Annotated in this window: 24 protein-coding genes; 15 read left to right on the forward strand and 9 right to left on the reverse strand. The window is 42.3% G+C overall.

The features are described from left to right. The first annotated feature begins 7 nt into the window (after nucleotides 1-7). The 15 genes from B4J50_RS04350 (at nucleotide 8) to B4J50_RS04420 (ending at nucleotide 15,746) form a co-directional block, all read left to right on the forward strand. Nucleotides 8-1,240 carry a molybdopterin molybdotransferase MoeA gene (locus B4J50_RS04350; RefSeq protein ID WP_286846569.1) on the forward strand — a complete coding sequence of 411 codons (1,233 nt, stop codon included), beginning with the start codon at nucleotides 8-10 and terminating at the stop codon, nucleotides 1,238-1,240. Further along, nucleotides 1,234-3,147: a substrate-binding domain-containing protein gene (locus B4J50_RS04355; RefSeq protein ID WP_024822348.1), complete on the forward strand. Its 1,914-nt coding sequence runs from the start codon at nucleotides 1,234-1,236 to the stop codon at nucleotides 3,145-3,147. Before B4J50_RS04350 ends, B4J50_RS04355 begins: the two co-directional genes overlap by 7 nt. Beyond that, complete coding sequence (gene moaA, locus B4J50_RS04360) at nucleotides 3,132-4,112, forward strand: GTP 3',8-cyclase MoaA (protein WP_024822347.1); 981 nt, start codon at nucleotides 3,132-3,134, stop codon at nucleotides 4,110-4,112. The genes B4J50_RS04355 and moaA overlap by 16 nt, the downstream gene beginning before the upstream one ends. A gap of 8 nt (nucleotides 4,113-4,120) precedes the next feature. Then, a complete protein-coding gene (gene moaC, locus B4J50_RS04365; RefSeq protein WP_286846565.1) occupies nucleotides 4,121-4,612 on the forward strand; it encodes a cyclic pyranopterin monophosphate synthase MoaC in 492 nt (163 codons plus the stop codon). After that, nucleotides 4,609-5,433 (forward strand): MogA/MoaB family molybdenum cofactor biosynthesis protein, encoded by an 825-nt coding sequence (locus tag B4J50_RS04370; protein ID WP_286846562.1) that lies wholly within the window; start codon nucleotides 4,609-4,611, stop codon nucleotides 5,431-5,433. Before moaC ends, B4J50_RS04370 begins: the two co-directional genes overlap by 4 nt. 6 nt (nucleotides 5,434-5,439) lie before the next feature. Further along, nucleotides 5,440-6,336 (forward strand): RNase adapter RapZ, encoded by an 897-nt coding sequence (gene rapZ / locus B4J50_RS04375; RefSeq protein ID WP_024822344.1) that lies wholly within the window; start codon nucleotides 5,440-5,442, stop codon nucleotides 6,334-6,336. Beyond that, nucleotides 6,336-7,454, forward strand: a complete 1,119-nt coding sequence (locus B4J50_RS04380) for a gluconeogenesis factor YvcK family protein (protein ID WP_286846559.1) — start codon at nucleotides 6,336-6,338, stop codon at nucleotides 7,452-7,454. The genes rapZ and B4J50_RS04380 overlap by 1 nt, the downstream gene beginning before the upstream one ends. After that, nucleotides 7,455-8,348: a DNA-binding protein WhiA gene (gene whiA, locus B4J50_RS04385; RefSeq protein WP_084043894.1), complete on the forward strand. Its 894-nt coding sequence runs from the start codon at nucleotides 7,455-7,457 to the stop codon at nucleotides 8,346-8,348. It abuts the gene before it with no gap. 80 nt (nucleotides 8,349-8,428) lie between these two features. Continuing rightward, on the forward strand, nucleotides 8,429-9,448 hold the full coding sequence (gap, locus tag B4J50_RS04390; RefSeq protein ID WP_024822341.1) for a type I glyceraldehyde-3-phosphate dehydrogenase: 1,020 nt from the start codon (nucleotides 8,429-8,431) through the stop codon (nucleotides 9,446-9,448). 2 nt (nucleotides 9,449-9,450) lie between these two features. Further along, nucleotides 9,451-10,641 (forward strand): phosphoglycerate kinase, encoded by a 1,191-nt coding sequence (locus B4J50_RS04395; RefSeq protein ID WP_286846555.1) that lies wholly within the window; start codon nucleotides 9,451-9,453, stop codon nucleotides 10,639-10,641. Nucleotides 10,642-10,725: 84 nt separating this feature from the next. Beyond that, on the forward strand, nucleotides 10,726-11,538 hold the full coding sequence (tpiA, locus tag B4J50_RS04400) for a triose-phosphate isomerase (protein ID WP_286846553.1): 813 nt from the start codon (nucleotides 10,726-10,728) through the stop codon (nucleotides 11,536-11,538). Between the two features lie 162 nt (nucleotides 11,539-11,700). Further along, a complete protein-coding gene (locus tag B4J50_RS04405) occupies nucleotides 11,701-11,928 on the forward strand; it encodes a FeoA family protein (RefSeq protein ID WP_286846551.1) in 228 nt (75 codons plus the stop codon). Further along, a complete protein-coding gene (gene feoB / locus B4J50_RS04410) occupies nucleotides 11,925-14,453 on the forward strand; it encodes a ferrous iron transport protein B (protein ID WP_286846549.1) in 2,529 nt (842 codons plus the stop codon). The genes B4J50_RS04405 and feoB overlap by 4 nt, the downstream gene beginning before the upstream one ends. Next, on the forward strand, nucleotides 14,450-14,773 hold the full coding sequence (locus B4J50_RS04415) for a hypothetical protein (protein ID WP_286846547.1): 324 nt from the start codon (nucleotides 14,450-14,452) through the stop codon (nucleotides 14,771-14,773). The genes feoB and B4J50_RS04415 overlap by 4 nt, the downstream gene beginning before the upstream one ends. A gap of 166 nt (nucleotides 14,774-14,939) precedes the next feature. Continuing rightward, nucleotides 14,940-15,746, forward strand: coding sequence for a DUF4198 domain-containing protein (locus tag B4J50_RS04420; protein WP_286846545.1), 807 nt, complete (start codon nucleotides 14,940-14,942; stop codon nucleotides 15,744-15,746). A gap of 459 nt (nucleotides 15,747-16,205) precedes the next feature. Here B4J50_RS04420 and rsfS read toward each other — a convergent pair whose 3' ends face one another. From rsfS to B4J50_RS04465, 9 genes are all read right to left on the reverse strand, one after another. Further along, complete coding sequence (rsfS, locus tag B4J50_RS04425) at nucleotides 16,206-16,565, reverse strand: ribosome silencing factor (protein WP_286846543.1); 360 nt, start codon at nucleotides 16,563-16,565, stop codon at nucleotides 16,206-16,208. A 73-nt stretch (nucleotides 16,566-16,638) separates the two neighbouring features. Continuing rightward, nucleotides 16,639-17,925, reverse strand: a complete 1,287-nt coding sequence (locus B4J50_RS04430; RefSeq protein ID WP_286846541.1) for an LCP family protein — start codon at nucleotides 17,923-17,925, stop codon at nucleotides 16,639-16,641. 5 nt (nucleotides 17,926-17,930) lie between these two features. After that, nucleotides 17,931-18,566 (reverse strand): nicotinate-nucleotide adenylyltransferase, encoded by a 636-nt coding sequence (gene nadD, locus B4J50_RS04435; RefSeq protein WP_286846540.1) that lies wholly within the window; start codon nucleotides 18,564-18,566, stop codon nucleotides 17,931-17,933. Nucleotides 18,567-18,590: 24 nt separating this feature from the next. Continuing rightward, nucleotides 18,591-19,913 (reverse strand): GTPase ObgE, encoded by a 1,323-nt coding sequence (obgE, locus tag B4J50_RS04440; RefSeq protein ID WP_286846538.1) that lies wholly within the window; start codon nucleotides 19,911-19,913, stop codon nucleotides 18,591-18,593. Nucleotides 19,914-20,028: 115 nt separating this feature from the next. Then, nucleotides 20,029-20,310, reverse strand: a complete 282-nt coding sequence (gene rpmA, locus B4J50_RS04445) for a 50S ribosomal protein L27 (RefSeq protein ID WP_286846536.1) — start codon at nucleotides 20,308-20,310, stop codon at nucleotides 20,029-20,031. Beyond that, complete coding sequence (locus B4J50_RS04450; RefSeq protein ID WP_024822329.1) at nucleotides 20,310-20,636, reverse strand: ribosomal-processing cysteine protease Prp; 327 nt, start codon at nucleotides 20,634-20,636, stop codon at nucleotides 20,310-20,312. Before B4J50_RS04450 ends, rpmA begins: the two co-directional genes overlap by 1 nt. Before the next feature lie 36 nt (nucleotides 20,637-20,672). Beyond that, entirely contained in the window at nucleotides 20,673-20,984 is a 312-nt protein-coding gene (gene rplU / locus B4J50_RS04455; protein ID WP_024822328.1) for a 50S ribosomal protein L21, read from the reverse strand. 72 nt (nucleotides 20,985-21,056) lie between these two features. Beyond that, nucleotides 21,057-22,760: an AAA family ATPase gene (locus B4J50_RS04460; RefSeq protein ID WP_286846533.1), complete on the reverse strand. Its 1,704-nt coding sequence runs from the start codon at nucleotides 22,758-22,760 to the stop codon at nucleotides 21,057-21,059. Between the two features lie 5 nt (nucleotides 22,761-22,765). Continuing rightward, entirely contained in the window at nucleotides 22,766-23,647 is an 882-nt protein-coding gene (locus B4J50_RS04465) for an NAD(+)/NADH kinase (protein WP_286846531.1), read from the reverse strand. Between the last annotated feature and the right edge of the window lie 8 nt (nucleotides 23,648-23,655).

The raw sequence follows: 23,655 nt of genomic DNA on the forward strand, positions 1-23,655 counted from the left end.
CAACGCTATGTCGGGATTTGTAACGGATCTTACAGATCGTCATAGCGGAATATCTATAGCTTCAGAAGCGCTGCATTTCCCCTGGGAAGTTCCTTCTGAAATGCGCCCTTTGGAGCAGGCGCGCCTTTGTATTTTAGGAGAGGGGATAGAGGCACCTATGCCCTATCCCCCTTATACGAGAAGCTTAAGAGACGGCTATGCTCTCCGAAGTGCCGATGTAACAGGAGCTTCTCCTACGTCTCCTGTATATTTAAGCTTTAGAGGGGAGATCCCTATGGGGACTTTCCCAGAAAAGCCCCTCCTTGATGGAGAGGCAATAGCAATTCATACAGGGGGGATTTTACCCCGCGGTTCCGATGGAGTGATAATGCTTGAAGATACCATGGAGAGTGGCCCCTGGATAGAAGTTCGAAAAGCTGTTCAAAAGGGAGAGAATGTTATCTTTCAAGGAGAGGAAGTAAAGGAAAAGGAAAAGATACTCCCTCTTGGTAGCCAGATCTCTTGTAGAACTATCGGTATTTTGGCTACTATGGGAATTACAACTGTTCCTTGCGCCGTACTGAAAATAGGCATTATTAGCACAGGCGACGAAATTGTAGATAGCGCTATTGATCCATTGCCTCTTGGTTGTATACGTGATGTTAATAGCTGGGCTTTAGAGACGCTCCTTTTATCAAAGGGATATATGGCGCAACGGCTAGGGATAGTTTCGGATCAAAAAGATTCACTGCGCTCAGCCCTTTACGAAGCCTTTGAGGACTTTGATGTGGTTCTTGTTAGTGGCGGCTCATCAGTAAGTGTGCGAGATTACTGCTCAGAGCTTTTTCAAACACTCCCTCAACCAGGACTTATTGTCCGAGGATTGAGAATGTCACCCGGGAAACCTGTTCTTATCGCGGGAATATCAGATCGTAAAAAACTCGTTTTAGGCCTCCCGGGACATCCGTTAGCTTGTATGGTCGCAGCTAGAATGGTACTTTTGCCTTTGTTGGGAAGACTTTTAGGGTATACATCAACAAACTCTCAGAGTTTCTTCCCCGTAGCAGTACACACGGATCTAGTAGGTAGAACAGGGATAGAGGAATTTTACCCGGCAAAAATCTATAAAGGGGGAGTACTTCCTTTGCCTGCAAAGTCAGGTTATATAGGAATTCTCAAAGAGGCTGACGGCCTCATAAGACTTGACGAAAATACCGAAACAGTTCGACAAGGCGAAAGGGTGGATTTCATGCCATGGTGAAGAACTGGAAAGAACATGTTTCTTTAGAAGAGGCGTGGCACGTATTAAGAGCTACGTGTGGTTCTCTAAAAGAAACGTCTTTGTTGCCGATAGAAGAGGCTGTTGGTTATCTTTTGGCACAAGATGTCTATTCCAATCGTAATGTTCCTCACTTTAGTGCTTCTGCAGTCGACGGATTTGCGCTCTCCTCTCAAAGAACTTCAGGAGCTTCTTTAGCCACGCCTGTTTATCTTGATGTAAAAGAGTATCAATGGGTAAATACAGGCATGCCTGTTTCGTTTCTATACGACGCTGTCCTTATGGTAGAGGACTCCTCTAAACTTGAAAACGGGAAGCTTGCTGTTTATCGAGTGTTATCTGCCGGAGATAACATTCGCCCTGTAGGAGAGGATGTAACAAAGGGGCAAATAGTGGCTAGGGATGGAGATGTCATATCGCCAGCTGGGACAGCTCTTTTTCTGGCTGCAGGGCATGCGAAAGTTTGCGTGAAAAGACGCCCTAAAACGCTATTTATACCTACTGGAGATGAAATTATAAGTGCTAAGACTTGGTTTAATGAAGGTCCTTCCCCTGGCCGTGTAGTGGAAAGTAATTCCACGTTGCTTCGAGGGTATTTTTCGCAATGGGGATTCCCATTAGACGTGTTGCCTCCACTTCCCGATGACGAAAAAGTGATACGCGACAGTCTCCTTCGAGGAGTGAAAGAGTATGATCTTGTACTTATTGGCGCTGGATCAGCAAAGGGAGAAAAAGATCATACAGTCCATATTTTGTCTGAAGAGGGGAAAATCCTTTTCCATTGGCTTCTCATGAAACCGGGACGTCCTGCTTCAGCAGCTTTAGTTCATGATATTCCTGTTGTTAATCTACCTGGGTTCCCCATGTCTGCAGCTGTGACTTTGTGGTCCTTGGTTTATCCGCTCCTTTCCCTTCTTGAAACAGGAGATTTTGATGAGTCTCAGGTATTAAAAAAAGCTCTATGTGCATTGAAAGAGGAACGTATGGAGCTTCTTCTCCCAGTTTCGTCCACTCCGGGGCGAAATGAGTGGCTTCGATTGAAAGCTATAGAGCTTAAAGGGAAGAAAAAAGTTTTCCCTCTTTCTTCTGGATCCAGTACGATGTGGGCCATGTCTGAAGCGGATGGTTTTGCTTTATTATCTCGTTCTGCTGCCGAATGTCCCGTAGGCAGTGAAATAACAGTTTGGCTTACTCGAGAAGTGAAATGGGGAAAGCGTCTTTTGTTTCAGGGATCTAACGACCCTGCTTTTGAACGGATAGGATCTTATGTACGGCAAAGAGGAGGAGAACTTGTTTTTCGTTTTGTAGGAAGCCTTGGGGGGCTAGCAGCTCTTGCAAGAGAAGAATGTCATTTAGCAGCCTGCCATCTTCTCGATCCCGAAACAGGGCAGTATAACGATAGCTATATTGAACGTCTTTCTCAAGGGAAAAAGTGGGTGCGACAACTTCTTTTTTATCGAGAGCAAGGGATTCTTATAGCTAAAGGCAATCCGCTTGATATTTACTCTATAGAGGATTTAGCGATAAAGAAAGTTCGTTTTGTAAATCGCCAGCCAGGGGCGGGCACGAGAGTCCTTCTAGATGTTCTGTTGAAACAGAAAAAAATTTTTCCTCAAGACATTAATGGCTACTCTATACAGTCTATTACTCACTTTGATGCGGCAAATCGTATAGCTGCCGGAGTTGCAGATGCTGCTCTTGGCATAAAGGCTGCTGCAGATGCGTTGGATTTGGACTTCATTCCACTGGCAGAAGAGCCGTATGAGCTTGTTTACCCTGAAGAATATGAGGCTCATCCATGCTTCAAAGCCCTTCAAGAAGCGATACATACTCCAGACTGGAGATCTCAAGTGGGTCAGCTGGGAGGATATAGATGGAAAGAATTCTGAGGGACCCTATGGGGCGGATATTAAACTATATTCGCATATCTATAACAGACAGGTGTAATTTCCGGTGTCGTTACTGTATGCCTGAAAAAGGGGTTCCCTGGATTGAACATGATCTTATTCTTAGCTACGAAGATATTCTCTTTTTATGTTATGTGCTAGAAAAAATGGGAGCAAAAAAACTACGCTTTACAGGGGGCGAACCTTTAGTACGGAGGGGGTTTCTGCCTTTCCTTGCTCAAGTGAGGCATCAATTCTCGTCTATGGAACTTTCTCTAACAACAAATGGATCACTGCTTACCTCCGCCGCCCCTCAAATTTTGCCATTAAAGCTAAAAAGTATTAATGTAAGCCTTGATACTCTGAGCCCTGAGAAGTTCCGATATATAACAAGTACGGGTAATCTTGAAGATGTTTTAGCGGGGATACATTCTGTAAAGGGACAAACAGAGACAGAGATAAAGATTAATACGGTTCTTATAAAAGGGTTTAATGATGAAGAAATACCTTCGTTGTTAACTTTTGCGCGGAACGAAGGAGTATTATTACGTCTTATTGAATTTATGCCTCTGGATAGTGGGGTGTGGAGTAAAGATTGTTTTATATCGGCTGACCATATTATGGCATCTTTGCCAGATGCAGCGTTTTGGGAAAAAGAAAAAGGTGTCGTTTCGCCTTGCTCAGGGCCAGCCGTATATTTTACCCACAAAGGGACAGGCCAACGACTTGGCATTATCGCCGCTGTTTCTCATCATTTTTGTGCTACGTGTAACAGACTGCGTGTTACAGCTGTGGGGAAAATCCTTTCGTGCCTTTTCTGTCAAGATGGCATAGATATACGTCAAGCTTTGCGTTTGAGAGATGAAAAGATGGTGGTAGAAAGCTTTATGCTGGCAGTGTCAAAAAAGCCCAAACAATGGTTAGATGTGCAATCAGGGCATGAACACATGTCACAAATAGGGGGGTAAGGGCGCTAATGGATTACTTTTCTCACCTTGATAAAAAGGGCCGGCCACGAATGGTAGACGTAAGCCATAAAGAAGCTACTTCTCGCGAGGCAATTGCTGAAGGCCGTGTTCTGTTGCCTGATACAATCAGAGATGTTTTGGCAGGAGGAGGGACGGGCAAGGGGGATGTATTTAAAGTTGCGGAAGTAGCTGGAATTATGGCAGTAAAAAAAACGTCTGAACTCGTTCCTCTATGTCATAATATTCGTATTGAAAGTGTTAACGTTTCTTGCGAATTATTATATAAAGAAAGTGCAGTCGCGATAAACTGCAAAGTCTCAACACGAGAAGTTACAGGCGTAGAAATGGAAGCCTTGACAGGAGTAATGATAGCGGCCTTAACTGTTTATGATATGTGTAAAGGTATTGACAAAGGGATGGTTATTCAAAATGTTAGGCTTCTTCACAAAGTTGGTGGAAAAAGTGGGGAGTATCGAGTTTCAGAGGGGGAAATTTTATGAGACTCATTGGAATTTACAATACAGAAGATAGTCGAGAATATGCAATTTGCTATATAAGTATTCGAGCTGATGGTGCTTCTTCAGTGAATGGAAGTGAATCAGACCTTTTTCTTGCAGAACCAGGAGTAGCTGTACAAGGGGTAACAGAACGGGCTTTTGTACTGCGAACGACAGGATTTCAGGAACTTTCTCCAGGAGTTTTTCTAGCCTTTTCGGAAAGCGAAATCTTATTGAGAGTAGAGGATATGTATTCTGAGGGAATATGGCAATTATCGGTGCAACGAGGAGGATTCGTATCCGTATCTCAATCTATGGAGACATGGAATCCCATCCGCGTTGGCGTGTTAACCGTAAGTGATAAAGCTAGTTCAGGACTTAGAGAAGATATGACAGGCCCAACTTTAGCCGAATCGGTAAAATCTATAGGAGCTATAGTGGAAGAAAAGGTGATTTTGCCAGATGACAGGGAAAAGATAGAGCAACAACTCCTTGATTGGGTAGATATAAAAGACATCCATCTTATTTTGGTTACGGGAGGTACAGGTATCTCTGAAAGGGATGTGACTCCTGAGGCCTTGATGGGGATAGCTCATAAAATGGTGCCTGGAATAGGGGAATTTATGCGAAGTAGGACTGTTTATTACACCCAACGCTCCATTCTATCCCGAGGCTTGGCTGTAACACGAAATCGCAGTCTTATTATTGCTGTACCTGGAAGCCCAAGAGGGGCAGAGCAATGTCTCGAAGCTGTTGCAGCTGTTCTCCGACATGGTGTCGAGATCCTTCGCGGTTGGGAAAAGGAATGTGGACATTCTAACTAGGAGGGGATGACGATCGCTGCTAATGTTACCGGTGTTCATAGATGTCTTATTATTACTGGAATGTCGGGGGCGGGTAAATCTACAGCCTTAAATATTTTGGAAGATCAGGGGCTATTTGCTGTAGACAATATTCCTCCAGCTCTTTTGCCTCAACTGCTGGGGCTTCTCGTAAATCATAGAGCAGCTGTACAGGAAGGACTTGCTACAGTAGTGGATATTCGAGGGGAACGGCTTTTGAATGATCTTTTCTCCGTAGTGGATATGTTAAAAGAGTCTCATTACCAGGTGCAAGTTCTCTTTCTTGATGCGTCAGATGAAAGCCTTATCCGACGTTTTGAGACAACGAGACGGAGACATCCCTTAGGGGATCATATCCCAGTATTGGAAGGTATACAGCGCGAAAGAGAGCTCCTTTCCCCTGTACGAGCTTACGCTGATGTAGTAATTGACACATCTAACATGACTCTTAAAGAGTTAAAAGAGCGACTTACAACAGAATTTATTCGTACAATAGCCGCTTTTTCCGTAGTGCTGTCATCTTTTGGTTTTAAGTATGGAATTCCTCAGGATAGCGACTTTTTGTTAGATGTTCGGTTCCTTCCTAACCCGCATTATGTTCCACATCTTCGCCAACTTACTGGACGAAATGAGGAAGTTCAACAGTATATCGCGTCTTTTGATGATACGAAAAAGTTTCTCGAACATTGTTATTCTTTCTTTGATTTCCTTATACCGGTTTATTTAACTTCAGGGAAATCACCATTCCACATAGCTGTTGGTTGTACGGGAGGACAACATCGTTCTGTCGCTGTCGTAGAGTGGCTTTCTGCTCACTTTAAGGAGAGAAACGTGTCTTGTACTATTAGGCACAGAGATATTGAACGAGATCAGGTGTTACTGTAATGGATTGGCGTGTAGCGTACGTACTAGGATTGGCGACAGCCTTTTTGACGATAATGGTTATTTCCTTTAAAAGTCGACGTTGGCCTTTTCTGCGCTTTCTTTTCAAGGAAGATCGCGATGTTATGGCTAAGGCTGTTGAATATCGTCTCTCTATGGGACCTCATATAGTAGCTGTTGGCGGAGGAACAGGACTTTCTACTCTTCTAAAGGGATTGAAGTCCTTTACTAGAAACATTACAGCCGTCGTAACTGTAACAGACGAAGGAGGAAGCTCTGGCCGTTTGCGCCAAGAATGGGGAGTGCTCCCTCCTGGTGATGTTCGAAATTGTATCGTTGCTCTTGCAGAGAACGATAACGCTCTCCGAAATATTCTAGACTTCCGATTCGATCGTGGAGATTTATCAGGGCATAGTTTGGGCAATCTTATATTGCTTGCGGTTACAGAATTAAGCGGTGATTTCCGTTTGGCAGTGGAGGAGATCAATCATCTCCTTGCTATTCGGGGAAAAGTCTTGCCTGTTACTACAGAAGCAGTGGCCCTTATGGCAGAGACAGATTCTGGCGAAGTTCTTAAAGGAGAACTTGAAATCACGACTGCTGCCCAGCAGATGAGTCGTATTTGGTTAGAGCCATCCGATGCAAAACCCTTACCTGAGGTTATTTGTGCTATAGAGGAAGGAGACCTTATTGTGCTTGGTCCGGGGAGCCTTTTTACCAGCGTATTGCCCAACTTACTTCTTCCCAAAGTTGCTGAAAAAATAAGATATTCTCAAGGGCCTCGCGTATACGTAGCTAATCTTATGACTCAACCTGGTGAAACTGATGGAATGGACATTCTTCAGCATGTGGAGTGGATAGAGCGAGTGGCAGGTGTTGCCCCTGATTTTGTTATTGTCAATGAGGAGGATATACCACTAGCGTGCCTGGAAGCTTACAGAAATCAAGGGGCTTTGCCTTTATATTTAGATACGGAGCAAGAGAGAAAGCTTTTAACAAAGGGATGTCAAATTATACGAGGTAATTATGTGAAAGTTTATGAGAAGTCTGTGATTCGCCATAATGGACAGGCTCTTTCTGAAACCTTAATGAGAATATGCAGGGATTTGAAAGAAGTGTAAATGACGATGAAGACTGTAAGCGAGCTTATGTGGGATGAATGGGTTTTTTCTCCATTATCAACTCGCAGCGATGCGGATTCTGAGATTGCTGGGATTCTGTGGGGGCTTATGTCCTCGTTTCCTGAGTTACCTTCACATAAATATGGCAAATTATCAGGAAGACGGCTCTGGGTTTTCCGACGTTTGCATCGTCTTTGGAAGGATTCTCGTTGGGGAGAGACGTTAGAGCTTCCTATTATGCTCAATGTCCCTGCGAATTTTAGAGGAAATGTGACATTGCAAATGCCAGGAAACATTCTTCGAGAAGTGTTAGTTTGGGGGGAAGAATCGAAAAAAAAAGGAGACTGGGCTTGGCTAAGAGGCGTATGGGGGAACTGCGGTTCTTTATATCTACCTAAAAGCGGGTATTATCTCGCTTTTCGTTTCAAATTTTATAAATTAACAGAAATGGTTTTGACGATGTTTCGAAGCGGCCACTTTCAAGTAGGTAAACGTATTGTAGATGGTCGATATGAAATACTCCTTCGTGATCAGCAAAAGATTGTAACTTTGTTAACGTATTTTAAGCTTTTTGATACAGCGTTGAAACTTGAAGAGAAGGCTATTGTTCGTTCTATGCGAGATCGAGCTAATCGCCTAGTCAACTGTGACGCGTCTAATATTCGCAAGACTTTGGAAGCTGCAGAATGGCAACTGGAAATTGCTAAGGTTTTTCAGAACGAAAAAGGATTACATGCTCTTCCGGAATCTTTGCAGGAACTCATAGAGGTTCGCATGAGGTATCCGAGTGCCACATTAACGGAGCTGGGGCAGATGCTATCGAAACCAGTGAGCAAAAGTACTGTAAAATATCGATGGCAAAAGTTACGAGAAATGGCTGAACAGCTTCAGTGAATCTTTGAAAGTTAACGGTATATAATAGTTGTAGAGATTAGAGTTCCAAACAAAGTATGACATAGAAAGGGTGCAGGATTATGGGGAAAATTAGAGTTGCAATTAACGGATTTGGACGAATTGGGCGACTTGCTCTCCGAGCTATGTATCAATATGACAAAGAAGGGCTTTTTGAAATAGTAGCTACTAACAGTCGTACAACTCCTGAGCAGCGCGCATATATGTTTAAATATGATTCCATTCATAGAAGATTTCCTGGGGATGTATCTGTGGATGGCGACAATCTTGTAGTCAACGGTCAAAAAATAAAAGTTCTTGCCATTAAAAACCCTGAGGATTTTAACTGGAAAGATCTGGGAGTTGATATCGTTATAGAATCTTCTGGCGTGTACAAAACACTGGAAGACGCACAGAGCCATTTGAAGGCTGGAGCTAAGAAAGTGGTTATTACAGCTCCAGGAAGCGGCGGCGGAATCCCTACTTTTGTTATGGGTGTAAATGAAGATCTCTATAATCCATCTGCTGACCATGTTATTTCCAACGCATCTTGCACTACGAACTGTTTGGCTCCAATAGTGAGAATTATCAACGAAGCCTTTGGCATTGAACGTGGACTAATGACGACAACCCATTCCTACACAAACGACCAGAAACTCATGGATTCTTCTCATAAAAAACTTCATCGAGGGCGTGCCGCAGCTCTTTCTATGGTTCCCACATCCACAGGAGCTGCTAAAGCTATTGGCCTTGTTATCCCAGAACTGAAAGGGAAAATGAATGGTATTGCTTTACGTGTTCCAACGCCAGATGTTTCAGTGGTGGATTTAGTGGCAGAGCTAAGAAAAGAAGTTACAGCAGAGGAACTTAACGAGGCAGTGAGAAAACGAGCACAAAGCGACATGAAACATTACGTCGTATATGAAGAGGAAGATCTTGTCTCCTCAGATTTTATAGGTGACGAGCATTCTTCTATCTTTGCTGCTCTTCACACGATGGCCATAGGGAACATGGTAAAGATTTTGGCATGGTACGATAACGAGTGGGGTTATACCTGCCGTTGCATAGATCTAGTGAACTATATTATTAAGAAAGGTCTATAAAAATGAAGTTACGAGAATTCTCCAGAAAGGCGGTGGAAAATCGCCGAGTATTGGTTCGCGTAGACTTCAATGTTCCTTTAAAGGATGGAGTCATTACAGATCAGACGCGTATTCAAGCTCATGTAGAGACTATCAATTTGTTACGAAAGTGGGGAGCGCAGGTCTCTCTTATCTCCCATTTAGGGCGTCCGAAAGGGAAAATAGTCGATTCTCTTTCTTTGCGGCATATAGTCCCAGAAGTGGAAAAAGCATTAGGGTGCCCAGTGCTCTTTGTAGAAGACTCGGTAGGACCGAAAGTAGAGGAAGCTTTGCAAAAAGCCCCAAAAGAAGCAGTATTGTTGCTCGAAAATGTTCGTTTTTATCCTCAAGAGGAAGAAAACGAACAGGAGTTTTCTGAAAGAATGGCAAAGCCTTTTCAGGTCTTTGTGATGGATGCTTTCAGTGCAGCTCACAGAGCTCATAGCTCTACACGGGGAGTCATGGAGTTCCTGCCTTCTTTTTCCGGAAAGTTATTGACGAAGGAAATAGAGATGTTAAGTGCCGTCAATGAGAGTCCAGAATCTCCTTTTGTCTTGGTTCTTGGAGGAGCTAAAGTTTCAGACAAAATAGGAGTTATCGATCATCTTCTTGAGAAGACGTCAACTATTCTTATTGGCGGCGGCATGGCTTTTACATTTTTAAGAGTGAAGGGGAATGCTATAGGCAACTCTCTTTACGAAGAAGAAAAAGCAGATTTTGCTTGCCAGATGCTTGATAAGGCTCAAAAGCTTGGGGTAGAAATCCTTTTGCCTATTGACGTAGCTGTGGCAACTTCTCTAGAAAGTTCCGAACCTAGACGTGAAGTTTCTGCTGATGCTATTCCTAATGGTACGATGGGCTTGGATATTGGGGCTAAGACAGCAGATATTTTTGCAGACGTTATTAGAGGGGCCAAAACGATACTTTGGAATGGCCCTATGGGTGTCTTTGAAAATCCTATTTTTGCAGAAGGAACCCGTAAAGTAGCTCAGGCAGTGGAGGAGTGCACCAAAAAAGGAGGTCTTACGGTCGTAGGAGGAGGAGATACGGCTTCTGCAGTAAAGAAACTTGGTTTTGGTGATAAAGTTTCTCATGTTTCTACTGGAGGAGGAGCAAGCCTAGAATTTTGTGAAGGGAAAATTCTTCCTGGTATTGAACCCTTACTTAAAAAATAGATTAGGAAAATTTTTTATTGCTATAGAAACACAGGAGACGGGAAGCGACTGCTCCCCGTCTCTTTTTGAGAGGAGGGGCCTTCTGTGAAAAAAATATTTCTTTATGGAAACTGGAAGATGCATAATGGCATTAAAGAAACCGAGACCTTCTTTAAAGACCTGTGTGAACATGTTTGTGAAGATGTAGTAATTTGCGACTTTTTAAGTCGTAATTTCTTGGAAATTTGTATCTTTCCACCCTTTACATCTCTTTTTATGGGTGCCCGTATTTTAGGGTACATGGGAAAAACAGGATTGTTTATCGGAGCTCAGAATGGGCATTATGAGGAAAAAGGAGCCTTTACAGGAGAGATTTCTTTCCCTATGGTTCAAGAACTTGGCTGTACGCGGGTTCTTTTAGGGCATAGTGAACGTCGTCATATTTTTAATGAATCCAACGAATTAATTAATAAAAAACTCAAAGCCTCTTTACAGAGGAGACTTCGGCCAGTCCTTTGTATCGGAGAGACTCTTTCAGAGCGAGAGTCAGACTTAACTTTTCAGGTCCTTGAAAATCAGATTAATGCGGCAATAAAAGGATTGGATAAGGAGAATATACGAAATATCATATGGGCTTATGAGCCAGTATGGGCTATAGGGACAGGCCGTACAGCAAGTCCCGAAAATGCTCAAGAAGCATGTTGTTTTGCCCGGAGTGTTATCTCTAAAGTGATTCGAGACGAGGGTAAAGATAAAACGTGGAATTCTATACCGATTCTTTATGGGGGAAGCGTAAAGGCTTCGAATGTCGCGGGTCTACTTGAGCAGCCAGATATAGATGGAGCCCTTATTGGCGGGGCCTCCCTTTCTGTAGAATCTATGCTTGAAATAGTTCATGCAGCTTTACATAGAGGTTAGAACCAAGTAACCTTATATTTTGCAAATGTTGATGCAATTAAAAGCCATGGCGAATTATTGCCGCGGCTTTTTTTATGCCCCTCCTTTAGTTTGACACATCAAACATCCAGTCGTATAATTTTCTTTGTTTGATAAATAAAACTTTTAAGAAGGACTGGTGTCATGATTACGCTTGATGCAATGAAGCCGGGAGAGAAGTGTGTCATTAAAAAGAACAGGGCTCGAGGTGTTGTAGGGCAGCGGCTCATGGATCTAGGATTTTTCCCTGGAGTTGAAGTTCATGTGATTCGAAATGCTCCCTTTGTGGACCCAGTGGATGTTCAGTTAGAGGGACACCATGTGAGCATCCGCCATGAAGAAGCTAGTTTTGTAGAGGTCGAGAAGCTATGAGATCTGGAATCCATCGTATAGCTTTAACAGGCCAGCCTAATTGTGGAAAGTCAACTATTTTTAATATGCTTACGGGTGGCCGCCAGTTTGTGGCTAATTATCCCGGAGCAACAGTTTCAATTAAAACAAGTACCTTTATGTGGAAAGATGAAAAAATAAATCTTACAGACTTGCCTGGAACGTACAGCCTTTCATCATATTCAGAGGAAGAAAGGATCGCAAGAGACTTTATTTTAGAACAAAAGCCGTCTCTTGTGGTAGATGTGGTGGATGCATCAAACTTGAAACGTCATCTTTATTTGACGTTCCAGTTATTGGAAATAGGGGCTCCTCTTTTTATAGTCCTCAATATGCTAGATGTAGCAGAAAAGAGAGGCCTACGCATAGATGCTAAGGCTCTGTCTCATGCTCTTGGGCTTCCAGTCGTTTCTACAGTAGGTAATAAAGGGAAGGGAAAGAACGATTTAAAGAATGGACTTTTCGAGAGCTTACATAACAGCAATGGGAAGAAAGAGCTCTTTAAGGTGGATTATGGGGTTCTTGAACCATATATTTCTAATGTTTCCTTAATGATAGAGAAGTCTATGGGAGGAAAGAAACTTCCTTCCCGTTGGGTAGCGATCAAGCTTTTTGAAGAAGATGAAATAGCTAATCATATCGTAACAAAAGAATGTTCTGGTGCAAAAGAGATACTTTCTTTTGTTAAAAATGCTGCTATTGAATTTGAAAAAGCCCACGATGATTCGCCTCGCGGCTTTATTGCCTTTAGGCGTCACGTAGAAGCGGAGAAAATAGAGAAAAGCTGCATTGTAAAGGTAAAAGAGATCTCTATAACTTTAACAGATAAAATCGATGCCCTTGTTTGCCATAGAATCTGGGGGCCTCTTATTCTTGCGGGTGTTATTTATTTCTTATACGAGCTATCTATAGTAAGAGGGTACGAACTTACTAACTACATGATCCCTCTTCTGGAAAAATTCAGAAATACGGTGGAATCATATTTACCTATAGGGAGCTTCCTTCATGAACCATTGTTGCGTTCTCTTGTTTTGAGTGTTGTTACAAGCATTAATTCAGTTCTTATTTATATTCCTATATTTTTAATTCTTTTTGCTTTAATCGCAGTTCTTGAAGACGTAGGGTATATGCCAAGAATGGCTTTTATTTTAGACAAGCTTTTCAGGCGTTTTGGGCTTCATGGCCAATCTACGTTACCTCTTATTCTGGGTGGAGTTTTTGTTGGTGGATGTGCTGTCCCAGGTGTAATGGCAACTCGTGTTATCGCAGATGAGAAAGCGAGATTAGCCACAATCCTTATAGTGCCCCTTATGAACTGTTTGGCAAAAGTTCCTCTTTATACGTTACTCATAAGTATTTATTTTGCAAAAGAAAAAGCTACGGCCATGTTCTTTATCTCGACCATTACGATTATCATAGCTCTTTCCGTGGCAAAAATTTTAACTCTAACGTTACTTAAAAATAGGCCAAGTTCTCCATTTGTTTTGGAGATGCCACCATACCATATTCCCACTATTCGGGGAGTTGTGGTGAGATCTGTAGAAAGGACATGGCTCTTTGTAAAGAAAGTTCTCACTATTATTATGTTTGTTGCTATTGCAGTCTATTTTCTTACGAATTATCCCTCTATTAGCGAAACGAGGATGGATGACTATACGAAGAGATCAGAAGATATAAAGAACACTTTTTTAAATGAAATCCAGAGGACGTCTTTCTATGAGCAACTTAGCTCTGACGCAGCTTTAGCGCATTATCTCTCTATAGAAGAGCGCTATAAGAATGAAAAAAGAGCGTTAGTTAGTGCCTCTGATGAGAGAAGAGACAGGTTTGAGAAGCGTTTTTCGGAGCGGTATCCCACTATTTATCCCTTGTTAAATGCCAAGGGCAAGGATGGGCGAACGTTAAGTAAGGCTTTTAAACAGATGAAGAGAGATAGGGCCATGCTTTTTATGGAAATGAGAGACGAACGACTTCATGGGAGCTTTTTGGGAATGGCAGGGAAAGCTTTAGAGCCTGTAACCCATTTTGCAGGTTTTAATTGGAAGGTTAACGTGGCTCTTTTGAGCTCCCTAGCTGCCAAAGAGAGTAGTGTGGCGACCCTCGGAGTGTTGTATCAACCTCGAGAAGAGGGGCAGACCTTAGAGCAAAGAATGAAAGAACAGGAGCAGGGTTTTTCCCCTCTTCACGCCTTGGCATTGATGGTTTTTATGGCAATGTATCCTCCATGTATTGCAGCCCTTCTTATGGTCAAAATGGAAGCTGGTGGTTGGCGTTGGGCTTTTATAGCTTTGGGATATCCCATAGCTCTGGGTATTGTTTTGGCAACTATTATCTATACTGGCGGCTCTTTGTTAGGGATGTCGGGGAAACAGGCCATGGGTGCTTTTTATGGGATCGCTTTACTAGTAGCTTTTCTCTTGGGAAAAGTAAAAGGGCCGTTTTTTCATGAAGAGGAAGATTTTTTTGAAGGAGACTCTTTGAATGGGAAGGAGGTGAATCACATATGAGGCGGAATATATTTGCTGGTTTGTTTGCGGTTTTGTTCTCTTGTGTAGTTGTCAGCGTAGCTTTTGCTCATACTCCTATGTGTTATTGCTACCTGAACGACGATGGAACTGTTACCTGCGAAGGAGGCTTTTCTGACGGATCCTCTGCTTCGGGTGTGTCTATGACAGTAAAAGATGAAGGTGGCAACATACTTGTGGAAGGGAAAATGGACGAACTAAGCGAGTTTAATTTCGAAAAACCTGGCGTTCCTTTTATAGTGGTATTCGATGCAGGTCCAGGACATGTAGTTCAAATAAAAGGCGAAGATATAAAAGATTAATGACAATTTCGAGGAAAGGGGAAGGGCCCCTTTCCTCATAGAAAGCGAAGAAGCCTTCAAGATGTCATAAGTAACATTTTAACGTAAATAATTTAAAAATGTCGGTCATAATCGACCATAGATGATAATAAAGATTATTAATATTATTAAGGAGAGAATAGGAATTATGATAAAAAAAACAACGGAAGCTATTTTAACGGGGCTCATGGTTTGTCTTTTTGCCTTCCCCGCTTCGGCCCATTTCCAAATGTTCTATACGCCAGAAAGTGCCCTTGAAAAAGGGGAAACCATAGATATGAAACTTGTTTTTACCCACCCTTTTGAAGCTGGACATACTATGGATATGGGTCAGCCAGAGGTGCTATATGTAGTCCATAAAGGCCAAAAGACAGATCTTTTAAAGAATATTAAACCAATCGTGTGGACGAGTCTTACTAATAGTGGAAAAGCCTACGAGCTTCAATACAAGCTTAAGGGGATGGGGGATTATGCTTTTTGCCTTATTCCTGCTCCTTACTATGAAGCCCAGGAGGAACTTTACATCCAGCAAATGACGAAAGTTCTTGTTAATGTAGCGGGTATTCCTACAGATTGGGATGAAGATATGGGGCTTCCTGCTGAAATAGTCCCTCTTGATAAACCTTACGCTCTTTGGACAGGAAATGTATTCAGAGGAATTGTGAAGCGGGATGGGAAACCAGTTCCTTTTGCTGAAATAGAAGTGGAATATCTAAACCATGATCCTATTACGGATAAGAACAGTTTTGCTAAAGAAGCTCATGTAGAAGCACCGCAGGACGCTTTTGTCACAATGGCTGTAAAGGCAGACATGAATGGTTGTTTTACCTTTGGTATCCCAAAAGCTGGTTGGTGGGGATTCGCTGCTCTTGGGGCAGGTCCGGAAAATACACATGATGGCAAAGAATTGAGCCAAGATGCTGTAATTTGGATTCAAGCCAGGGATATGAAATAAATTATTGACCTACAATATAATAAGACAAAGCCATTCTTTTATATTTTAACTCCATTCTATATTCCACGGGATTTCTTTAAAGAATATCTCCTCTTGCAAAGTACTCAAGGCGAGGAACATGTGTTCTCCGCCTTGAGTACTAATAAAATAAATCGCCGAAATCCAATGAAATAACGACGTAAATCAGAGAAATTAGGAGATAATATAAAAAGCATAAAATAGCAATTTAAAGGAGTTTTTCTCCTCTTGAATGTAACATAAGATACATTATAGGACACATTGGAAAACGGCTCCCCTTTCAAAAGACCCCCGTATATTTAGGCTAAAATTATGTTTTGCAACCAATAAATAAAAGGCCTATCACTATATAACGATAAGCCTTTTATTTATTCTACGTATGTATCTTATAAAGTATCTAATAAAGTATCTAATAAAGTATCTAATATTTTTGAGGTATATTTAGTCGAGATATTCGTAGGAATATGAAGGACAATCTCCCCAAACTTTCTCAAGATTATAAAAATCTCTTCCTTTACGGCTAAAGACATGAACTATAAGGTTCCCTGCATCTATAAGGCACCACTGGGTGCTGCTTCGACCTTCTACTGCTGTTGGGAGTCCCTTCCTATTAAGGGCTTCTTCCGTCACATCTCTCAAGGTCCCCATATGTATATCCGAATTAGCTGTAACGAGAATAAAAGTATCAGCAATAGAAGATTTCCCAGCAACATCTAAGAGGACAATGTCTAATCCCCTTTTATCAGCCAGCGCATCCAGTACAAATCGATATTTTTGAGTCAATTCGGTAGTTTCTATCATACGAGTTTAAATCCCTCCTTTTTGTGCTGTTTATATTGTTTTTTCATTGTAATCTCATTATAAGAAGTTGTCACTATTTATGGGGTAATGCCCCTAGCTTATTTAATATTGTATTTTTATCATGTCCTAAAACGAGAGTTACATAAACAGCTGAGTCATCTAGCTTTAGAAGATTATTGCTAATACCACACATTTCTTGCAGAGCAAGGGCATTTTGTTTCATTTCCGCCGAATTTTTGTTCATTGGATATACAATACTAGAGTAATGATAATCGTAATGTTTTGCATTACCAGTATAAGCTACGTCTATTCCGATTTTTTGAAGTAACGAAGCTGCTTTTTTGCTGAGTCCGGCTTCTCCATCTCCATTTAATATAGCTATTGGAAGGGTCATTTTTTTGACTTGGTCCATAAGATTTTGTTCCGAAGCTGTTTCTAGAGATGGCGCAACGGTATCTCCGTCTAGTGACGGTTGACCAGGAATATCTCCTTCTTGAACTATAGGGCCGCTAAGAAGCGTAGATGCTACACTTAGATCTCCTAGCCAGTAGCTTACATTAGAAATATAGGCGGCTCTTCCTGGGAGAGTAAAGAACGCCATATTTTCAGACCTTAGGTCTCGCAAGTACGACGTTAACTGTACTGCCTGTGTCATTGTTAAGTTTGTATTTACAAGATCTAAGATTTGTTTGGCAAAATCAGGCAATCGAGGCAGCATTTCTGGTGTCTGTACCTTTTTCATTATTGCTTTGATAAATTGCTGCTGGCGTTGCACTCGTCCTATATCACCGAGAGCATCATGTCTAAATCGCACATATTCAAGTGCTGTTTTCCCATTCATATTCTGAAGGCCTTTAGGTATATTGATGTGAAGATTGCCAGCTCTGTCATTGTAGTAAAGCTTTTTTTCCACGTTTATTTCCACTCCGCCAATCATATTAACAATTTGAGGAAAACTTTCATAATTGACAAGAACGTAGTAGTTAACAGGCATTCCCAAATAATTAACGACAGTTTGTTGTAGGAGCTCTACCCCTCCATAGGCGTAGGCATGATTAAGTTTCTGCCAACCATGGCCAGGAATCTGTACTCGAGTATCTCGGGGAAGAGACATGTAACGAACCGTTTTATCATCAATATCTATAACAGCCAATCCGACAGTATCGGAACGTTGGCTGCCTTCTACGTCGTCCACTCCTATCACAAGAATATTAATATTGCCTGTTTCCTGATCATAAGAGATGCTTTCTTTTATATTCTCTGGCTGAGGGGCTACTATGTCATGAAGGCGGAAGAAAACCCCCGCAGCAGCAGAGAGAACAGCTAAAGTAGAAATAAGTATAATTTTGGTGATTTTCATATACCTCACCGCCCAATCCTTTTATATAGCCCTTTTTTGTAAATATATCGTTCTACTAGCTCAGGCATTAAATAACGAACATTTTTACCACTTTCTATTCGTCTTCGTATTTCAGTACTGGAAATAGAAAGCAGGGGAATCTCGAGAGGCACAATATTTCCTTTAAAAATCTCAGGTAATTGTTCTAACTTCCCTACCTGATAGCCAGGTCTGTTCACTGCCACTATGTTGCAGAGGCTAGGCAGCGCAGTATATTCCTTCCATGTGGTTATGTCCAAAACGGCATCTAATCCTGTAATGAAGAAAAACTGAATACTGTCTGGAGCATACCAATGCCTCATTTCTCTCAAAGTGTCTACTGTATGACTTGACTCGTTTCTATCTATTTCAATTCGAGAAACTTTGAAGTGTGGATTATCAAGGGTGGCAAGAAGAGTCATCGTATACCGGTCTTCCGTTGAAGAAACACGTCTCATCTTTTTATGAGGAGGTTTGCCTGTTGGGACAAAAATGACCTCATCGAGATCTAAAGCAAAAAAAGACTCCTCAGCTGCTAACAAATGCCCATAATGGATGGGATCGAAGGTCCCACCCATTATGCCTATTTTTCGCGTTCGAATGACGTGGCCACCAAAGCTCACTCCCACAGTCCTCCGTTTTTACTTTTACTCCATAACTTTATCAGGCTGATATTCAAACTCTACGTCTCCGATGAAAACAGTATCCCCTTCTTGTGCCCCTTCTTGTGCTAGAAGTTCTTCCACGTGGTATTTTTTCAGGAGGCGCGCAAAACGATAAAGGGCATCTTCTTGCTCAAAATCATATTTTTTAAGAGCTCTTTCAAGACCAACATGAACAACACGGAAACCGGAATCATCCGGCAATCTAATTATCGTAACTCGCTCCTCCGCTCCTTTTCTACCCCTCTGAAGAGGCTTTTCTTCTCGAGGAGTTATTGTTTCGAAAAGTCGAGTTTCACTATGAGGTCTTGCATGTTTACGGCAAAGCGTAGCAATAGCATCAATAAACGCTGGAATCCCTTCTCCTGACAAGGCACTTGTGACAAAGTAAAGGACCCCTTGCTTTGTCATAAAGGCCTCTACGTCATGAGAGTTTTTTTGCGCCTGTTCCAAATCTATTTTATTTCCCACAACAACATAAGGCCTTTCCAGAAGACTTGAATTGTAGGCTTCGAACTCATTACAAATAGTTTCCCATTGAGAAATGACCTCTTCTGATGTTCCTGTACTTAAATCAAGAACATGGACTAGAACACGAGTGCGTTCAACATGGCGTAAAAAATAAATGCCTAACCCCTTATTTTCATGAGCTCCTTCAATCAATCCTGGAACATCAGCTACCACTATTCTCTCGTCGTCTACGGCTAAAACGCCTAAATTAGGAGAAAGCGTGGTAAAGGGATAATCGGCTATTTTAGGACGAGCATTTGAAATAGCCGCAAGCAAACTTGATTTCCCTGCATTGGGAAAGCCTACCAGCCCTACATCTGCAATAAGTTTTAGCTCTAGTCGGAGGTTCCTTTCTTCTCCTAGTTCCCCTTTTTCTGCGAATCGAGGAGCCTTTCGCACAGAAGTGGTGAAATGTATGTTTCCTCTTCCTCCTCTTCCTCCTCGAGCAACGACAACCTCGTTTCCGGCCTCTACAAGATCAGCAAGAGGTTCCATAGTATCATCATCGTATATTATAGTACCACAGGGCACAGGAATAATAAGGTCTTTCCCAGATGCCCCAACTTTTTTTTGACCCTGCCCAGGCTGTCCATGCTCTGCTGTAAACTTTTTTTCAAACTCAAAATCAGCAAGGGTGTGAATTCCATCTACGGCTTTTAAAATAATGCTTCCCCCATTCCCTCCATTGGCTCCGTCAGGTCCACCTTTGGGAATAAATTTTTCTCTTCGGAAGCTCAGACATCCGTTTCCGCCTCGTCCGGCTTTTACTTTTATACGAACTAAATCTACAAATTTCATAATACATCACCATCCGTCATGTGAATGAAAAAACAAGGGCCTTACTATAACCGGGCCCTTGTTTTGAGACGGTATAAAAATCACCACTATACAACGCCGTAAACGTTGTAAAAATCTATAGTGTTTCTATAGATACGTATTTCCTGTCACCTTTCGTCTGATACTTTACAACACCAGCTGCCAACGCGAAAAGGGTATCATCTTTCCCTTTCCCTACGTTAAGTCCAGGGTGTACTTTTGTCCCTCGCTGGCGAACAAGGATATTTCCTCCCTTGACGACCTCACCTGCATATTTTTTAATGCCCAGTCGTTTGCTTTCGCTATCTCGTCCGTTTGTTGAACTACCCTGTCCTTTTTTATGAGCAAAGAATTGCAGATCAAAAAAATTGATACGCATTATTTTCGCACCTCCACAATTTTTACATAACCTTTGTAGCTTTTTGATATATTTTCAAGGGACCTGACTACTGTCTCTGCTAGAAGAAGAATTTCTCTCTTATCTGAACGTGGCCAAGATACTTTTATTCGAGTTCGTTGTGTATCTATTTCTATCTTGGTTGATTCCACTTTCGCTATATCGCTCATCCCTAGAGCTAAAGCTTGAATCAGAGCCGAAACTCCAGCACAAACAACATCTTCTCCCGCAGGAGCATATCCAGAGTGCCCCACTCCTTCTACCGAGGTGATCACCCCATTATCTTTCTCTATGGTTACAATAATCATATCCCTTGGGATGATCGCTTACCAACGCTCTTTGCCCTAGGCGTTGATGGAATCTATTTTAATCTCGGTAAAATTCTGACGATGGCCGCGCATACGTCTGTAGTTTTTCTTGCTCTTGAACTTATAAACAAGAATCTTGGGTGCTCGGCCATGATCTACAACCGTAGCGTTGACACTGGCACCTTCAAGATACGGGGTTCCTACGCGGACGTCCTGATCATCAGAAACCATAAGAACCTTATCTAAAACGAGAGAGGTTCCGACTTCTGCGTGGATACTTTCTACTTTAAGAGTGTCTCCTGCTGCTACTCTGTACTGTTTTCCACCTGTTTCTACAATGGCGTACATAATATAAAACATCCTCCTCCCGCTAGGCTTTAATAATAGGGTAGCTTTCGCTTTATAAACCCTGCCCAAGCGTTATTTATACATAAGCTTATGCATTTTACGGTTCTTCGAGCTAGAAGTCAACTCTTCGGAAAGGAGTTTGCGAGCATGCTCTTGTGCTTCAGGAAGAGTTGCGTTCCCAGAGAGCATTCGAGCTATTTCTGCAACCCTTTCTTCTCCATCTATTTCCTTGATAGAGCTTTCATTTCCGTTCCGCATTACGACGAAATGTTGATCTGCCAGTGCGGCTATAGTCGCTTCGTGAGTAATAAGAATGACCCTACATTTCTCTGATAGTTCCCGTAATTTATATCCGGCAAGCACTGCAGCTTTTCCCCCAAGCCCTGCTTCAACTTCATCAAAAATGAGAGTCTCAGGAATTTGTTCTTGAGGGAGGGAGAGTTGCAACGCCAAGAGAAGCCTGCTTAACTCTCCTCCGGATGCGATTTTCATTACAGGACCTGGCGGCATGTCTCCACTTGCCAAGAGGAAAGAAACCTCATCAGCACCTGTACTTCGTATTTTCCCTAGGTCGGAAATTTCTATGGAAAACGTAATACCCTCCATAGCCATAGAAGCTAGAGATGTGTTCATAGCTTTTCCCAGGGAAAGAGCAGCTTCTTCCCTGGCTTTTCGAAGTTCCGCCGCCAGTCGGCTTGCTTCTTTGCGTAATTCTCGAGCGCGGTTTGATACCTTTTCTACCCTTTCGTAGCTTTGAGCTAACCAGGACAAGTTGTCATCTGCCTCTTGGCAATAGGCGATCAGATTCTCTATAGAATCAACCTGTGCGAGACGTTTCAGCTTTCGCAACAACCCTAATTTATTTTCTGTTTTTTCTCGATCCTCTATAAGATCGGGAAGAGGCTGGCTGTCAAGAAAGCCCTGTATTTTTTGCGCCATTTTTTGCAGATGGACAAGGGCTTCGTTCCCCTCAGATTGCCACTCTTGTCCAGCTTCTTTATAACTCGCTGGAAGTTGACCTATGTCTAGACATATATTCTCAAGAGTATCTGCGATTCCTTCTCCCGTCTTTCCACCAGTTATCTGGGCTAATATTTGTTCTAAACGGCCATGAGAGTTAATGAGAAATGTCAGGTTTTCTATCCCCTTTTCCCATATTTGTTCACTATCAGCGTCTGGAGAGAGCGTTCGAAAACTTTGTAATATTTTTTCTGCGTGTTGATAACGAGCGATAATCTCTTTTTGTCGACTTTCCATATCCCGAAGTTCTCGCTCTTTAGAAAGAGCTTCGGTAAATATTACTCTGAGATTATTTTGTATCTGAGCTATATCTTTTCCTCCATAGCTATCAAGAATATGCCGTTGTCGGTCTGAGTCTAGAAGTTCGAGTTGAGCAAACTGACTCTGGATTCGAAGTAAAGCCCCCACGCTTTCTGAAAATGTTGAAAGAGGGACAAGTTTACCTTGGAGAAAGGTTTTTCCTCTCCCGTTACGAGAAAATATCCTTTTTACAAAAAGGTTCCCTTCCTCTGGACAGATATCTTCAGGAAGTTTTAAAGAAGCAGGGCAATAGAAAAGAGCTTGTACTTCGGCCTCGTTTTCCCCAACTTTAATAAGTTCCGATTGAGCTCGTTTCCCTCCTATAAACTCTAACCCTCGCACAATACTGCTTTTACCAGCGCCACTTTCTCCTGTAATAGCGATGAAACGTCCTGAGAGCTGTATAGAGGCTGAATTTAGCCCACCGATGTTTTTTAACGAGAGCTCTTCGAGCACAGGTCTCACTCCTTATCTTCGTAGCGAACAATACCTTGTCCCCATTTGAGTTTTTCATGGAGGAGATCGAAGTATGTTCGTTGTGGAAGAACGATAACTTTCACTACTTTGGTATGGGAGAGGGAGAGCTCTATACGATCTCCTGGTAGAATTTCATAGCCTAGCTGACCATCTTGTGTCAGCATGAGATCGCGATGACTCCCTCGCGGAATGAGATTGATAATGTCGCGCTCCCCTACTATCACAGGCCTTGCGTAAAGAGTATGAGCACATATGGGAGCTAGAACCATACATGGTACATGTGGAGGTACGATGGGACCGCCAGCAGAGAGAGCGTAAGCTGTTGAACCAGTAGGTGTCGATACTATAACTCCATCTGCTGGAAGAGTATTAAAGTAACGATTGCCAATCCTGATTTCTATGGTAATAACGCGAGCAAAGGCTCCCTTCGTAAGCACAAGATCATTAAGAGCATAAAGAGTGTGCTTGCGCCGTTCCTCTCGCCATATAACTCCTTCAAGAATTCTATGTTCCTGAAGAGCGTAGTCACCTCGTAATATCTGTTCTAGATCGGATTCAGCCTCTTCTGGCTTCCCTGAAGCAAGAAAACCCAAGTGGCCCAGATTAATGCCGTAAAGCGGAATAGAATGATTCAAAACATATCGGCTTGCTCTTAAAAAAGTCCCATCTCCACCTATAACAACTGCGAAATTCACCGTCGTTTTCCATATATCATCGGTTGTTGCTGGAACCCCAAGAATAGACGCTTCATGAGGTGGCAATAGGATAGGTATCTCCTTCTTTTTGCCCCACTGTATAAGTCGACAGGCCATGTCGAGAGCTCCTTTTTTCTGTGTGTTGACAAGCATGCCGATATGTCTATCCATCCAGCTTC

The organism is Aminobacterium sp. UBA4908, from assembly GCF_002398115.1.
GTDB lineage: Bacteria > Synergistota > Synergistia > Synergistales > Aminobacteriaceae > Aminobacterium > Aminobacterium mobile.